The organism is Rubrobacter tropicus (genome assembly GCF_011492945.1).
Taxonomy (GTDB): domain Bacteria; phylum Actinomycetota; class Rubrobacteria; order Rubrobacterales; family Rubrobacteraceae; genus Rubrobacter_D; species Rubrobacter_D tropicus.
Genome location: NZ_CP045119.1, coordinates 12997 through 27191, shown reverse-complemented (window position 1 = coordinate 27191; position 14195 = coordinate 12997). Strand labels below are relative to the sequence as shown.

The following is a 14195-nucleotide window of genomic DNA, read 5'->3' as shown; positions in this document are numbered from 1 at the left end:
ATGCGGGGTCGATGCAACAGCTCGTAGACAACCGCTACCGCCTGCAGCAGCCGCTCGGGTCCGGGGGCATGGCCGAGGTCTTTCTGGCCCACGACGACGTCCTGGACAGGGACGTGGCCCTCAAGGTGATGAGCGTCAGGTACGCGGGCGACGAGGAGTTCGTCGAGCGCTTCAAGCGCGAGGCCCAGAGTGCCGCGGCCCTCTCCCACCCGAACATCGTCTCCATCTTCGATCGGGGCGAGGCCGACGACGGGACGTACTACATCGCGATGGAGTACCTCTCGGGCGGGACCTTGAAGGACCGCATCCTGAAGCGCGGGGCGCTTCCGCCGCGGACGGCGGCAGCCGTTGCCTTGCAGATCGCGGAGGCGCTCAAGGCGGCGCACGAGCGGGACGTGATCCACCGCGACATAAAACCCCACAACATCCTCATCACCGGCTCGGGCGACGTGAAGGTGACGGACTTCGGCATAGCCCGCGCCGCCTCCTCATCGACGATGACCCGCACGGGCCACATCCTCGGCACGGCCCACTACATCTCCCCCGAACAGGCGATGGGCGAGCCCGTCGGCCCGGCGAGCGACCTCTACTCCCTGGGCGTCGTCCTCTACGAGATGCTCACGGGCGAGATGCCTTTTGATGCGGATACGCCCCTCGGGATAGCGATGAAGCACGTCAACGGCCACCTCGTGCCGCCCCAGATACTGAACGAGGCCGTCCCCGACGGCATAAACGCCGTGACCGTGCGGCTCCTGGCAAAAGACCCGGCCGACCGCTACGGGAGCGACGCGGAGCTAATAGAGGACCTGGAGCGCGTCGTGGCCGGCCTCGACCCGGCGGGCGCGACCACAGAGATGATGACGGCCGCCATGCCCGCCGCGGCGACGCGCGTCGGCCCCCAGCAGCCCCCGCAGAGCGTCCGCCGCAAGGGGAAACGCCGCAGGAGGGCGATGCCCCTGATACTGGCGCTCCTGGCCCTCCTCATCCTGGCCCCCCTCGCCTGGGCCGGGTACTCGTTGCTCGGCAACCAGCAGGAAGAAGCCCCCCCGCCCGCGATGATCTCCGTCCCGGACCTCGTAAACATGGACGTGGACCGGGCCGAGGACGAGTTCGGGGACGACTTCGACATAGAGACCACGGCCGAGAGGGAAGATGAGCAGTCCGTGGGCACGATCCTGAGCCAGGACCCGGAGAGCGGCGGGGAGGCCAGGGAGGGCTCGACGATCTCGGTGGAGGTCGTGGGCACGCAGGTCGCGGACATTCCCAACGTCGTCGGCGATGACAGAAACGTGGCCGAAGAAGCCCTGAGAGACGCGGGCTTCGAGGTCTCCACCGACGAAAAAGAGAGCTCTTTCGAGGACGAGGACCTGGTCATCGGCCAGGAGCCCGGCGGCGGGAGGACCGTCGAGAGGGGCTCCGAGGTCACCATAACCGTCGGGACCGGGCCCGACACCGTGGAGGTGCCGGACGTGACCGGGAACAACCTGGACCAGGCGCAGCCGATCCTCGAAAGAGCCGGCCTGACGCTCGGGGAGGTGGTCGAAGATTACAGCGACACCGTGCCGGAAGGCTCGATCATCTCCCAGGACCCGGTCGACGGGGAGAGCCTGGAGCCGGGCGATGAAGTCGACGTAACGGTGAGCCTCGGCGTGCAGCAGGTCGAGGTCCCCGCAGTGTACGGTGCCACCCTCTCCGAAGCCCAGGCGTTGCTCGAGAACGCAGGCCTCTTCTCCAGTCCTGTCGAGGTGCCTGGCGACGAGGCGGCCGGCACGGCGCTGGAGACGGACCCCGGGGTCGGTGCGCTCGTCGATCCCGGCTCCACGCTTACCCTCTACTACAGCGCGGGCCCGCCAGAACCAACGGTGGCCTCTCCGGAACCGACCACGACGGAGCCGGACAACCAGAACCGACCCGGCAACAGCGGTAACGGGAACGGGGGCAATGGGAACGGCAGGCCGAACGGCGGCAGCAACGTCCCACCCAACGTGCAGGAGAACGTAAACAATAACGACAACGTGCCAGGCGGCGGACAGGGTAATGGGAACGGCAGGCCGAACCGCGGCAACAGGGGTGGTAACGACTAGAAAGTCGGCGTAAGGGCGGTTCGCGAACCGCCCTTACGCGCGGGTCTCCAGGCCTACCCGATGATCTCCCGCCGCGCGTAGTCGCCCAGGGAAGAGACCGGGACCTCGGCCGGCGGCTCCACCCCGACGAAGCTGTGACGTCCGATAGCGTTGTCCCGGAGCCAGTCCTCCTCCACCGTCTTTCCTCGTTCAAGATCGTAATCCGTCTCGAAGTAGGTTGCGCGTAGCTCCCCGGAAGAGAGCTCCACGACCAGGATGGGATACCTTCCGGGCGAGTTGGCCCTTACCTTCACCGCCGTTTCAGAAGCATCGTTCATGCCGCGGAGTCTATACGAGAAAGGGGCGCAGGAGAAGCCCGGCGGGGCCCTGTTAACCCCATGATAGAATCACGGCAGTATGAAGACTCCTTATGACATTCACATTCGCGGAGGGAGTTCTCGTGTCAGATCCCATACCCAAAGACGAAGAAATTGAGGCAACAAACGCGGACGAGGAGGCCGGCCGGTCCAGGCTAGACAGGCGTCCCCCCGACGACCTGCCAGAAGAGTTGCTTATGGGCCGCCTCGGCAGGCTCGACACCCGCAGGGCCCTTGCGGAGCTCTGCAAGAGCGTCCCGGGCCTCGACGAAGTCCTGCTCCCGAGGGGAATCCAGGCCGACGCGCTGACGCGCAAATCGGGGGGCGGGGCCGCGCTGTTGCGGGGGGTGGCGCGCAGGATCATCCAGGACCCCGCAGCCTGGGGCGCGTTCAGTACGGCCGTCCAGGAGCAGATCCCCCCCGAGACGTTCGACGCGCTCGATGACCTCAACACCGAGAACCTCGAAGAGCTGGCCGCCGCCCACACGACGGAGGGCCTGCTCCTGGCCGCGTTGAGCGCCGAGCAGACGCTCGACCCGGCCGTCATAGCGGGCCTGACGGCGGCCTGGCGGTCCGAGAAGGGGGCCGCCCAGAAGAAGGCCTCGGAAGACGCCCACGTGCGGGAGCTAGAGGCCGAGCTAGAACGGTTGAAGGGCGAGAACGAGCGCCTCTCGTTCGCGTCCAGGGCCGCGAACGAGCGGGCGGCGGCCCTCGCCGAAGAGGTTGACGTCCTGACCGGCGAGCGCAGCGGCGCGTCCGAGTTGATCCGCAAGGCCGAAGAACAGGCAGCCTCCGCCCTGGACGCCAGGGCCCGCCTCGACGAACGCATCGCCGAGCTCGACCAGCGCGGCAAACAACTGGAGCGCGCCCTCCAGAGCGAGCGGTCGGCCTACTCCCGGGCCGCCGAGCGAGTCGACGAGCTGCACGAGGAGCTCGGTCGCGTGGTCGCCGAGCGCGACCGCATAAAGAACGCCCTGCAGAACGCCCGGTTCACCGACGACGGCTTCGGCGAGCTGCTGGTGCGCGCGGTAAAGAACGAGGTAGGCGCCATGCCCGCCTCGCTCGACTCCGCGGCCAGGACCGCACACCTCCTCGAGTTCATGGGCAAGGTGCTCCAGGCCCAGGCCGACCTGCGCGCCCCGCGAACCCAGGCCGCCGGGCCGGCCGAGGAAGAGGCCGAAGACCCGGACCCCTCCCCTGCCCCGCAGCCGGAAGATCCCGTAGAGCCGCAGGGGCCGGAGAAGAACGGCAACGGGGGCTACGCCAGGCCGAGGCCCACGCTCTCGTTCCGGGCGCTCGGGGGGGCCGGGGAGGTTGGCGGGAGCAGCCACCTGCTCGACTTCGGGGCGTCGCGGGTGCTCGTGGACGCGGGGATCAAGCCGGACGGGAGGGGACCGGCCGCCCCCAACTTCGGCGCCATAGACCGGCTGGACGCGGCCGTCATAACCCACGCCCACCTGGACCACTGCGGGGCTTTGCCGCTGCTCGTCAGGGATAGGCCGGGGATGCCGATCTACTGCACCCCCCCGTCGGCCAAGCTCATCGTGAGCGCGCTCAACGACCACGCCGCGATGGGCGGCGGCCTGCCAGGCGGGGCGCCCATACACGAGGTTCGCAAGCGGCTCGTGCCCGTGCCTTTCGGCAAGCCGTTGAAGATCGGGGAGACAAAGATAACGCTCACGGAGAGCGGCCATATCCTGGGTGCCGCGAGCGTGCTGCTCCAGTCCGGGCCGGCGACGGTCTTCCACACCGGGGACATCTGCATGGAGGACCACTTCTCCATCCCCTCGGCCCAACTGCCGGACGTGAAGGACATAGACCTCCTGATCATGGAGGCCACGCTCGCGGATCAGAAGCCCCAGCCCTTCTCCGACTCCATAAGGACGATGGTCGAGACCATCAACGAGACCACCATGGAGCGGGGCGGGAGCGTGCTCATCCCTACCTACGCGCTCGGGCAGGCGCAGGAGATAATCCTCGGCCTCAAACACTACGGCCGGGAGTACGGTCTCGACAAGGACGTCTTTATCTACGTGGACGGCTCCGTGGTAACGACCTCCGAGCGGCTCTACGCCGAGCAGCTCGGGTACATGAAGCCGTACCTGCAGCACAGCGACCCGCGCGAGATCTTCTTCTCGGACAACATCAGGGCCGTCGCAAACGACGACAAGGCCCGCGAGCGCATACTAACCAACCCCTGCGCCGTAATAGCTTCACCCGTAACCATGCAGGGCGGGGCCAGCGCCTTCTACCGCCGCAGGCTGGAGGGAGACCCGAAGAACGCCGTGATCCTGCCCTCAAACGCCGCCTCTTCGTACGGCACCCACCGCGCGGAGGGCGAGGAGGAGCAGTGGCGGGTCGAGCGCGTCTCCTTCGCCGCGCACTGTACCCAGGAGGAGTTGCTGGGTATCACGAGGAAGCTCTCTCCGCGCCAGATCATCCTGATCCACGGCTCCCGCCGCCGCATCAGCGACCTCGCCTTCCGCCTGGCCCCCGATCACAAGATCCACACCCCAACCGTCGGCGAGACGGTCCGCACCGTCCTGTAGTGGAAGACCGGGGGCTTCCGGAAGTCGTCCGGCTGAAGGACGCCCGCGGGGAGCGCCCGGAGAACGCGGCGGGCATCGGGGCTTTCTGGTACGAGCCGGAGGTCTGGACGTTGCCCATCTCCCCCGCCGCCAGGGTCCTGTACGCGGGCCTCTGCTCGTTTCTGGCGCAGGGCGAGGTCAACCGCAAGGACCTCCGCGGCACGCTGAAGGACCACCCGGACGCGGCCATAGCCGACGCCCTGGGAGAGCTCGTTGGCAAAGGACTTCTGCGTCCCGTCCCCGACGCCGCCGGAGCATCCTACGAGGTTCGCTCTGCGAGAGAGACTGAGCGGTAGCGTGGACTCCGGGTCGGACCTCTCCCGCTACACCCGCTTCTCGCGACCGGAGTGGAAAGAGTTGCGGGACAGCGCGCCGCTGACCTTGAAGGAGGAAGACCTGGCCTCCTTGCAGGGCCTCAACGAGAGCCTCTCCCCGGAGGAGGTGACGGACGTCTACCTCCCGCTCTCGCGGCTGCTGAACCTCCGCGTCGCGGCCACGCAGGCTTTGCGCGGGACGACGGACGCCTTCCTGGGCAAGGAGACGTCGGGGGCGCCATACGTCATAGGCGTGGCGGGCAGCGTGGCGGTCGGCAAGAGCACCACGGCCCGTATCCTGAGGGCCTTGCTCTCCCGCTGGCCCGACCACAGGGAGGTCGGCCTGGTAACCACGGACGGCTTCCTCCTCCCCAACCACGAGCTCGAAGCCCGCGGCCTTATGAACCGAAAAGGCTTCCCCCAGAGCTACGACCTGCGCCGCCTTATCCGTTTGGTGGCCGACGTGAAGGCGGGACATCCTGAGGTCTGGGCCCCCGTCTACTCGCACCTCGCCTACGACGTCGTGCCGGGGCAATTCCAGACCGTCACGCGGCCCGACATCCTGATCGTGGAGGGCCTCAACGTCCTTCAGACGGGGAACGGCCGCCGCGGGGACCGGATGCCACTCTTCGTCTCCGACTTTTTCGACTTCTCGATCTACGTCGACGCGGACGAGGCCCACATCGAGCGGTGGTTCTTGAAGCGGTTCCTGAAGCTGCGGGACACGGTATTTCAGGACGAGGCCTCGTACTTCCACCGCTACGCCCGCCTCTCCGCGGAGGAGGCCGAGGCCGTGGCGCGTGGGATATGGCGCGACATAAACGGCGTCAACCTGAGGGAGAACATCCTCCCGACCCGCGAACGCGCCAACCTCATCCTGAACAAGGGCGAGGACCACCGCGTGGTCGAAGTCGAACTGCGCAAGCTGTGAGATAGCGGTCAGCTTTCAGCGGTCAGCCATCAGCCAGTCGTCACACGGCGCTGGTCCGCGCCTTTTCGTTTCCTCCAGGCGGGCCCAACCGGGACAGAAGATAAGCTGACCGCTCTATGGAAGGCGCAGCTCCGTCGGCGCGGCTTCGCCGTCCGCGTACCTGGCGAGACCGTACCCACTAATGTCTCCCCACCGGCGTCCCACGCCCCCGGTCGTCGCGGCCAGGTCTATGAGCCTGCCCAGTATTCTCAGGCAGAAACCGTTGAGGACGTCGTCGGGGTCGTCCACCCTGCCTCGGGCCTTCGCCACGAAGAGTCCCTTGGTCTTCCACACGCCGTCCCTGTAGACGGCGAACGTCTGGCAGGGCCCCTCGTCCACGGCCCGAGACCAGCCGAGGACGCGGCCGGAGTAGCCCGAAGGGTCGAGGCTGTAGCGGCTCAACTCCTCGTGCATGAGGTCCTCGTCCGTCTCGGCAGCAACTCCCCCGAGCACCCCGAACTCGACCCTGGATTCCATGCCGGGCGCTACGGTGACGCCGAGGGCGAAGAAACCACCGACGTTCGAGGCCTCGACCTCGAAGCCGGCCTCCCGGGCGAGCACCGCCGCGTGCTCCAGCCCGCCGAAAAGCCGTTCGGAGAGACGTCGGGCAACGCCCTCGATCTCACGAGCAAGCTCGCGCGAGCGGTCGGCCTCCCCGCGGTAGCGGCGCAGGCGGGACAGAGCGCTCTCCTCGAAACCCAACGAGTCTAGTCCTTCGCCCAGGACCGCAGGGCCCGGTCCGTAAGGCCGGGAAACAGCGTAACGCCGGCGACGAAGAGCCGGTCCGAGAGCGTGACGTACACGTCGCGCGGCCCCTTCTCGGCGGCGGCGGCTATCTTCTTTGCGACCTTGTCGGGCGTTACGCCCTTCGGCCGCCAGCCGCGCTTCTCGTCCTTCGTCCGGCGGGAGTTGTCCCTGAAGGACGTCCTGGTGGTGCCGGGGTAGACGCTCGTCACCGAGATGCCGCGGTCCGCCACCTCGACCCGAAGGGAGTCCGAGAGAGCGTTGAGGGCGAACTTGGTGGAGCAGTATCCCCCGACCTTCGGGATGGCCCGCTTGCCGACGACGGAGGAGACGTTGATGATGCGGCCCCCCCTCCCCATGTGCGGCAGGGCTGCTTGCATGCAGTTCAGGGGACCGACGGCGTTGACCTCGAAGACGTAGCGCAGATCCTCCGCCCGCAACTCCGCGACGCGGCCCGAGAGCCCGAGCCCCGCGTTGTTCACCAGCACGTCCAGCCGGCCGAACTCGCCCAGGACCCTCTCGATCATCGCCTCCACGGAGTCGCGGTCCGACACGTCGGTCTCGACGGCAAGCACGCCGGAAGCGGCGGCCCTGCGTGCCAGGTCCTTCAGCTTCTCGGCCGACCGGGCGGCCGCCACGACCGAGGCGCCGCGGGAGGCCAACTCCAGGACCGCCGCCTCGCCGATGCCGCTCGAGGCGCCGGTGACGACGGCCACTTTACCTTCTAGCGGGTGTTCCATGGGAAGCCATATTAGCGGGAAAGACGAGGAAAGTTTCGACGAGCCCCGCGGATGCCCCCTACCAGGACGGGCGCCAGGGCGGGAAGACGGGTGGTTCGGGGTTGTTGACGGAGATATCGTAAAGCTCGCGGAAGACGGCCAGGATCTCCTCCTTGCGCCGCTCCTCGCGGGCGGTCAGCCTCTGTGACTCCTTCAGATCCTCCAGCCAGCGCAGACTGCGCACCTTGCTGACCACTGTCCTCCGTCCTTCCGTCCGTAACGCACACCCGACCTTCGAGACCGGGGCACGTATAGTACCACCTCGGCGCCCGCTTCTAACTGGCAATTTCCGGCGGTTCGAGCCGGGTATACTGCCGCGTATGGACGCCGGAAAAATACTCGTCGGGGTGACGGGCGGCATCGCGGCGTACAAGGCGCCCGGCGTGATCCGGCGCCTCAGAGAGGCCGGCCACGAAGTGAAGGTCGCCGCCACCGAGGCCGCCTTCCGCTTCGTCCCGGAGGAGACCCTGGCGGTCGCAGCCGGGGAGCACGTCCACACGGACGAGACGTGGTGGGAGCGTTCAGGCCGCGTCGAGCACGTCTCCCTCGCCCGCTGGGCCGACCTCGTCCTCGTGGCCCCCGCGACCGCAGACGCGATGGCCCGGGCATCCGTCGGCCTCGGCGACGACCTGCTTTCGGCGACCATCCTCGCCGGCGCGAGAACGGTGCTGTGGGCGCCCGCCATGAACCCGGAGATGTGGTCTAACCCGTCCACGGCCCGCAACGTCGAGACGCTGAGAGGCTGGGGCCACCGCTTCGTCGGGCCGTCCGAGGGGTTGATGGCTTCCACCGAGGAGCTGCCCGGCGTCGGCCGTCTCGCGGAAGAGGCGGAGATAGTGGCCGCCGTCGGAGAGGCTCTGGGTTCGCGCACGACGGACGCGTCCCCCTGATACGGCCGGCGAAGATCTCCGACGCGCGGGACATCGCCGCCGTTAACGTTGGCACCTGGCGGTCGGCCTACGAGGGCATCGTGCCGAAGGACTATCTCGATGGTTCTCCCACGACGAGTCCGAGCGGCTCTGGCAAGACGTCGTCACGGCCGGAGACGGCTGCGTCTTCGTCGCCGAGGACGAAGGCGGCGTCTTCGGGTTCGCCTCCGGTACTACCCGCGAGAAACGCTGGCGGGACCTGAGGGAATACGAGGGCGAACTCCAGACCGTCTACGTCCTCCCGTCCCACCAGGGCACCGGCACGGGAAGACGGCTCTCGTTGGCGCCGTGGTCCTTACACTTTGCGGACAACGGCGTAAACTCCATGCTCCTGTGGGTAGTTCACGGATAACCTCCCCGCCCGCCGCTTCTACGAATCGCTCGGGGCATACCCATCGCCGAGGACGGCTTCGAGCTCGGCGGCGCGTGGCTCTCCGAGGTGGCATACGGTTGGGAGGACTCGAACGTGCTGCTCGCGGGCGGGGGCGGCTAGGCCGGGCGGCCTTTCGGCTAGAAACCCTCGCAGGCTTCGTAGCTGTCCTGAAGCCAGCCGTCCCCCTCACCGAGGAAGTGGACCGTGGCAACCACCCGGCCGTCTCGCACGACGCGAACTATCCTGTAGTCCGGGAGCTTCGGGTAGCCGGCGAGTTCCACTACGTCGTCGACCCGGATCTCATCAGAAAACTGGTTCCGAGCGCGCTTTACGAGATCCCCCTTCACCCCTCTTGCTCCCGGGGCGTACTGGGCGCCGCCGCTGACGGCCATGCCACCCCGGCATTCGAGCCCGACGGATTTGTAGAGGCCCCTCCGGTCCACGACTTCAAAGGCCGCGTAGTTGATCTTCCCGATACCGTCGTAAGGCGGCTCCTCACAACCGGCCCGCGCCCCTCCGGGCGAGACGTCGCCCACGAGTTCGCTGCTGCCGCCTTTCGAGGCTTCGCCCCCCGCGCCTCCTTCCCGACCCAGCGCAGCGAATCCGGTATCAGCCCCCAGCCGATTTCGGACCTCGAAATGCACCCCGTCGGATCGCGCCTCGACCCGCGGCGTGAGGACGCGCGTTTCGTCCCGGCCGCACACGACCACGGCGGTATCCGGGACCCTCTCCCCGTTCGAAGCCGGTTCCGGCTCTCCGGTGCGGGACGCGCATCCGGACAGGATCAAAACGGTGGCGGAGGCGAAGAATAGCGCGGCTACCAACTCTGCACCCGCCTTCCGACCCACGTCGTTCAGCACTCCCCGTCTCGGGTTAGGCCAGGCGTAAGTAGTCCTTCAGCGCCTGCTCCGTGCTCGGGAAGGCCATCTTGCTCCACGGTAGCCCGTCGCGCGGAAAGCCCTTCACGTCCATCGTCTCGTCGAGGGGAACGGGCTCGCCACCGACCACGTCGGCGCGGAAGACGGCGATGGCCGGGATCTGGCCTTCATAAGAGTAGAGACCAATGATCCCCCTCGCCCGGACCTCCACCCCGCACTCCTCCAACACCTCGCGCTCCGCGGCGGCCTCGGCCCTCTCCCCCCTTTCCACGAACCCGCCCGGAAACGTCCACTTCCCGTACCCGGGCTCGATGTCCCGCTGCACCAGCACTATCTCTCCGTCCAGCTCGAAGACGGCGCCGGCCACAAGCTTCGGCCCCAGGTAGAAGACGAACCCGCAGTTCCCGCACACCAGCCGCTCAGGATCTCCTTCTTTGAGAGCGCGGGTCTCCAACCGGCCGCCGCAACGGGGGCAGAAGTCGTATTCAGAAGTCCGGTACTCTTTTTCCAAAGCCCTCCCAGGTTACTAGAGCCTCGTCCGGCGTGCTAAAATCCTGACCTCACGCGGACGTAGCTCAGTTGGTAGAGCGCCAGCTTCCCAAGCTGGAGGTCGCGGGTTCGAAGCCCGTCGTCCGCTCCATTAGAGGTTTCAGGCTTCAGGTCTACGACGCGGTGCTTTTCAGCTTTTTCGTGTCTCCGTCACAAAGGGAGGGAGGCCGCCCCGAAGTCGGGGCGGCCTCCCTCCACAAAGCCTGATGCCTGAAACCTGAAGCCTAGCGCCCTCTGATCTTGCGCATAAGCCACTTCGCCGGGTCGTAGTACTCGTCGGCGACGCGCTCCTTGAGGGGGATGATGGAGTTGTCCGTGATCTTGATGCCGACGGGACAGACTTCGGTGCAACATTTGGTGATGTTGCAGTAGCCGAGGCCGTTGTCTTCTTTGAGATCGTGCAAACGGTCCTGGTTGTCCATCGGGTGCATCTCGAGCCACTGGTTGCGGACGAAGAAGCGCGGGCCCGCGAACTCGGCGTGCTTGTGGTGGGTGCGCAAGACGTGGCAGACGTCCTGGCACATAAAACACTCGATGCACTTCTTCGGCTCGTAGAGGCGCTCGACGTCCTCCTCGTACATCGTGAAGGGCGCCTGCTCGTCGCTCTGGAAGGGCGTTATGCCCTTCGAGACTTCGTAGTTCCATGAGACGTCGGAGACGAGGTCCTTTATAACGGGGAAGGCCCGCATGGGGCCGACGTGAATATCGCCGTCGTACTCGTCCACGCGGGACTTGCACAGAAGGGCCGGCTTGCCGTTGATCTCGGCGCTGCACGAGCCGCAGTGGGCCGCCTTGCAGTTCCAGCGGACCGCGAGGTCGGGGGCCTGCTCGGCCTGAATACCGAGAACCGCGTCGAGGATCACCATGCCCTCGACGAGCGGGATCTCGTAGTCGACCTCCTCGCCGCCTTCCGCGTCGCCGCGGAAGATCTTGAGCCGCGCCGTCCCGCCGCTCTTGCCCAAATCCTCGTTCGGGACCGGGGAGTGGGCCATGGAGGTCACGTCGCCCGGGTTCTTGCCGTTTCCGTTGCCTGTCGTCATGCTTTGGCCTTCTCCTCCTCCACGAGCTTCGCCAGGTGCTCGGGCATCGGCGGGATCTCGCGCCGCTCGATGCCGACCTCGCCCTGCTCGTCCTTGGAAACTATGAAGTTGATCCCCCCGAGCTCCTCGTCGGGACCGTCGTAGTCGAGACGCCACTGCGCGCCCCGCCGCTCCTTGCGCTCGAGCGCTGTCCTGAGGATGATCTCGCTTATCTGAACGAGATACCTCACGTCCTGCGCCGTGTGCCAGCCGGGGTTGAAGAGCCGGCTCCCCGGCACGCTCACCCGCGGCAACCTGTCCTTGAGCGCGAGGATCTTGCCGAGACCCTCCTGCAGGGAGTCACCATCTCGCATCAGGTTGGCGTGCTCCATCATGGCGACCTGCAACTCTTGCTGGATGAGGTAGGGGCTCTCGCCGTCTCCCCTCTTCTCGAGGGGCTCGAGCACGCGTCCGATCTCCGTCAGCAGCTCCTGCTCCTCGATCTCGGTAGAGTGCGTGCTCTGCTGGACGTACTCAGCGGCCCCCTCCCCGGCCCTGCGCCCGAAGACGAGCAGGTCGGACAGGGAGTTCCCGCCGAGGCGGTTTGCCCCGTGCAGGCCGCCCGCGACCTCGCCGGCGGCGAAGAGGCCGGGAACGCTGCTCTCGCAAGTTTCGGGGTCGACCTTCACCCCGCCCATCGTGTAGTGGACGGTCGGGAAGACCTCCATGGGCTCGCGGGAGATGTCTATGTCGGCCAGGTTCTTGAACTGCTCGTACATCGTCGGCAGCTTCTTCATGATGCCCTCGTAGCCGAGGTGCGTGATGTCCAGGTAGACCCCGCCGTGCTCGGAGCCGCGCCCCTCCTGGACCTCGGTGTAGTTGGCCCGCGCCACCACGTCGCGCGTCGAGAGCTCCATCTTCTGCGGGTCGTAGTTCTCCATGTACCGCTTGCCCTCGGAGTTGCGGAGCAGACCGCCCTCGCCGCGCACGCCCTCAGTCACGAGCAGGCCGCGCACGCCTGGGGGCCAGACCATCCCCGTCGGGTGAAACTGCATCATCTCCATGTCGACCAGGTCCGCACCAGCGTCGTAGGAGAGGACGACGCCGTCGCCCGTGCCCTCCCAGGAGTTCGAGGTTACCTTGAAGATGCGGCCCCAGCCGCCCGTCGCCATCACGACGGCCTTCGCCTTGAAGTGGACGAACTTGCCGGACTCGCGGGTGTAGGCGAGTGCTCCGACGACGCGGCCGTTGTTTTTCAGGAGCTTCGTGACCGTGGTCTCCATGTAGACCTTCGCGTCCGTGGCGAGGGCCTTCTCTTGCATCGTCCGGATCAGCTCCAGCCCGGTCCTGTCCCCGACGTGCGCGAGACGCCGGTAGGTGTGCCCGCCGAACGGCCGCTGGCTTATCTTGCCCTCGGGCGTCCGGTTGAACAGGGCGCCCCACTGCTCCAGCTCGTAGACCCGATCCGGGGACTCCTTGGCGTGGATCTCGGCCATCCGCCAGTTGTTTATGAACTTCCCACTTTTCATGGTGTCCATGAAATGCTGGCGCCACGAGTCGTCCGGGTCCACGTTCCCCAGAGCCGCGGCCATGCCGCCCTCGGCCATGACGGTGTGCGCCTTGCCGAGCAATGACTTCGTAACGATGCCGACCGAGAGGCCGCGCTGCGTCGCCGAGACCGCCGCCCTGAGGCCCGCCCCGCCGGCGCCGATGATCAGGACGTCGTGCTCCCGAACCTCGTACCGCTCGCGAGAGCCGTTCTGGTATCCGTCCCTCTGCAACTCCACCACCTACCCTATTATCTTGAGGTCGGTTATCACGCCGGTCTGCAGCAACCTCAGGTATATGTCCGTCGCAAGCAGCGAGAACAGGCTGAGCCAGGCCCACTGGGGATGCTTCAGGTTGAGCCTGCTCACGAAGTTGTAGGTCTTGCGCCGCGCGTTCCCACCCCGGATGCAGGAGTAACAGTCCTTGTTTCCGCCGATCAGGTGCCTGAAGGAGTGGCACGAGAACGTGTAAGCCGAGAGCAACACGATGTTCAGGAACCACAGCAGCGAGCCGATGCTGATCTGGAACCCCTGAGGCCCGAACAGCGTCACGAAAGCCTCGTACCAGAGGAACAACACGACGATGATCGACGCGTACAAAAAGTACCTGTGAACGTTGTTCCACACGAAGAGCGCCCGCTCCCCCCTGTACCCCTCGGCCGCGTTCTTGCCGGCCCAGAAGCGGTCCTTCTGCTGCACGTCGACCCGGCACGCCGGAGGATCGAAAAAGAAAGCCCGGTAATACGCCTTGCGGTAGTAGTAACACGTCGCCCTGAACCCGAGCGGTATCCACAAAACCAGCATCGGCGCCGTCACGAAACCAGGCATCCAGTTCGGCAGCGGGACCTCAGGCGAGTAGAACGGAGACACGAACTGCTGGAACGTGCCGGGAAACAGCGCGATTATGACAAAAGAGTAGAGGCCGAAAAAGCCCAACACCAACACCACGGTCATCGGCTCGACCCACCACGGCAACCTCTTCCAAGCGGATGCTATCGCTGACAAGCTTGTTCTCCTGTCTAAATGCTTGTGCCTACTTGTAACTTAGGGCGTTTTCTCAGTCCG

15 protein-coding genes and 1 tRNA gene are annotated in these 14195 nt (G+C 66.5%); 7 read left to right on the top strand and 9 right to left on the bottom strand.

From position 1 onward, the window contains the following. Positions 1 to 11: 11 nt before the first annotated feature. A complete protein-coding gene (gene pknB / locus GBA63_RS00140; protein ID WP_166172333.1) occupies positions 12 to 2084 on the top strand; it encodes a Stk1 family PASTA domain-containing Ser/Thr kinase in 2073 nt (690 codons plus the stop codon). 53 nt (positions 2085 to 2137) lie between these two features. Here the strand turns inward: pknB and GBA63_RS00135 are convergent, their stop codons facing one another. Continuing rightward, entirely contained in the window at positions 2138 to 2401 is a 264-nt protein-coding gene (locus tag GBA63_RS00135) for a hypothetical protein (protein WP_166172331.1), read from the bottom strand. A gap of 122 nt (positions 2402 to 2523) precedes the next feature. Here GBA63_RS00135 and GBA63_RS00130 point away from each other — a divergent pair, with 122 nt between their 5' ends. From GBA63_RS00130 to coaA, 3 genes are read left to right on the top strand one after another with little or no spacing between them, the layout of a single operon-like run. Beyond that, positions 2524 to 4989: an MBL fold metallo-hydrolase gene (locus tag GBA63_RS00130; RefSeq protein WP_166172329.1), complete on the top strand. Its 2466-nt coding sequence runs from the start codon at positions 2524 to 2526 to the stop codon at positions 4987 to 4989. Then, entirely contained in the window at positions 4989 to 5324 is a 336-nt protein-coding gene (locus GBA63_RS00125; RefSeq protein WP_166172327.1) for a hypothetical protein, read from the top strand. Before GBA63_RS00130 ends, GBA63_RS00125 begins: the two co-directional genes overlap by 1 nt. A 1-nt stretch (position 5325) precedes the next feature. Next, positions 5326 to 6273: a type I pantothenate kinase gene (gene coaA, locus GBA63_RS00120; protein WP_166172325.1), complete on the top strand. Its 948-nt coding sequence runs from the start codon at positions 5326 to 5328 to the stop codon at positions 6271 to 6273. A 114-nt stretch (positions 6274 to 6387) separates the two neighbouring features. Here the strand turns inward: coaA and GBA63_RS00115 are convergent, their stop codons facing one another. From GBA63_RS00115 to GBA63_RS00105, 3 genes are all read right to left on the bottom strand, one after another. Then, on the bottom strand, positions 6388 to 7014 hold the full coding sequence (locus GBA63_RS00115) for a hypothetical protein (RefSeq protein WP_166172323.1): 627 nt from the start codon (positions 7012 to 7014) through the stop codon (positions 6388 to 6390). Between the two features lie 5 nt (positions 7015 to 7019). Beyond that, the gene (locus tag GBA63_RS00110; protein ID WP_166172321.1) at positions 7020 to 7772 is read right to left on the bottom strand and encodes an SDR family NAD(P)-dependent oxidoreductase; all 753 of its coding nucleotides are present in this window, start codon (positions 7770 to 7772) and stop codon (positions 7020 to 7022) included. A gap of 82 nt (positions 7773 to 7854) precedes the next feature. After that, positions 7855 to 8031 carry a hypothetical protein gene (locus tag GBA63_RS00105; RefSeq protein ID WP_166172319.1) on the bottom strand — a complete coding sequence of 59 codons (177 nt, stop codon included), beginning with the start codon at positions 8029 to 8031 and terminating at the stop codon, positions 7855 to 7857. A 124-nt stretch (positions 8032 to 8155) separates the two neighbouring features. Here GBA63_RS00105 and GBA63_RS00100 point away from each other — a divergent pair, with 124 nt between their 5' ends. Further along, a complete protein-coding gene (locus GBA63_RS00100) occupies positions 8156 to 8725 on the top strand; it encodes a flavoprotein (RefSeq protein WP_166172317.1) in 570 nt (189 codons plus the stop codon). 55 nt (positions 8726 to 8780) lie between these two features. Next, the gene (locus tag GBA63_RS24215) at positions 8781 to 9116 is read left to right on the top strand and encodes a GNAT family N-acetyltransferase (protein ID WP_166179663.1); all 336 of its coding nucleotides are present in this window, start codon (positions 8781 to 8783) and stop codon (positions 9114 to 9116) included. A 158-nt stretch (positions 9117 to 9274) separates the two neighbouring features. Here GBA63_RS24215 and GBA63_RS00090 read toward each other — a convergent pair whose 3' ends face one another. Beyond that, positions 9275 to 9961, bottom strand: a complete 687-nt coding sequence (locus GBA63_RS00090; RefSeq protein ID WP_166172315.1) for a hypothetical protein — start codon at positions 9959 to 9961, stop codon at positions 9275 to 9277. Between the two features lie 49 nt (positions 9962 to 10010). Continuing rightward, positions 10011 to 10526 carry an NUDIX hydrolase gene (locus GBA63_RS00085; RefSeq protein ID WP_166172313.1) on the bottom strand — a complete coding sequence of 172 codons (516 nt, stop codon included), beginning with the start codon at positions 10524 to 10526 and terminating at the stop codon, positions 10011 to 10013. A gap of 53 nt (positions 10527 to 10579) precedes the next feature. On the opposite strand from GBA63_RS00085, the gene GBA63_RS00080 reads away from it, so the two are divergent. Beyond that, positions 10580 to 10655: transfer RNA gene (locus tag GBA63_RS00080), tRNA-Gly, on the top strand. A gap of 133 nt (positions 10656 to 10788) precedes the next feature. On the opposite strand, the gene GBA63_RS00075 is transcribed toward GBA63_RS00080, so the two are convergent. From GBA63_RS00075 to GBA63_RS00065, 3 genes are read right to left on the bottom strand one after another with little or no spacing between them, the layout of a single operon-like run. Further along, a complete protein-coding gene (locus tag GBA63_RS00075; RefSeq protein ID WP_166179661.1) occupies positions 10789 to 11556 on the bottom strand; it encodes a succinate dehydrogenase/fumarate reductase iron-sulfur subunit in 768 nt (255 codons plus the stop codon). Positions 11557 to 11600: 44 nt separating this feature from the next. Continuing rightward, positions 11601 to 13373: an FAD-dependent oxidoreductase gene (locus GBA63_RS00070; protein WP_228282242.1), complete on the bottom strand. Its 1773-nt coding sequence runs from the start codon at positions 13371 to 13373 to the stop codon at positions 11601 to 11603. Then, positions 13374 to 14135: a hypothetical protein gene (locus GBA63_RS00065; protein WP_207956986.1), complete on the bottom strand. Its 762-nt coding sequence runs from the start codon at positions 14133 to 14135 to the stop codon at positions 13374 to 13376. Positions 14136 to 14195 lie beyond the last annotated feature (60 nt).

What these genes read in the sequence shown, in the direction of transcription:
- GBA63_RS00135 (WP_166172331.1), bottom strand. Translation starts at nt 2,401, where the DNA reads ATGAACGATGCTTCTGAAACGGCGGTGAAGGTAAGGGCCAACTCGCCC.
- GBA63_RS00075 (WP_166179661.1), bottom strand. Translation starts at nt 11,556, where the DNA reads ATGGCCCACTCCCCGGTCCCGAACGAGGATTTGGGCAAGAGCGGCGGG.
- GBA63_RS00100 (WP_166172317.1), top strand. Translation starts at nt 8,156, where the DNA reads ATGGACGCCGGAAAAATACTCGTCGGGGTGACGGGCGGCATCGCGGCG.
- pknB (WP_166172333.1), top strand. Translation starts at nt 12, where the DNA reads ATGCAACAGCTCGTAGACAACCGCTACCGCCTGCAGCAGCCGCTCGGG.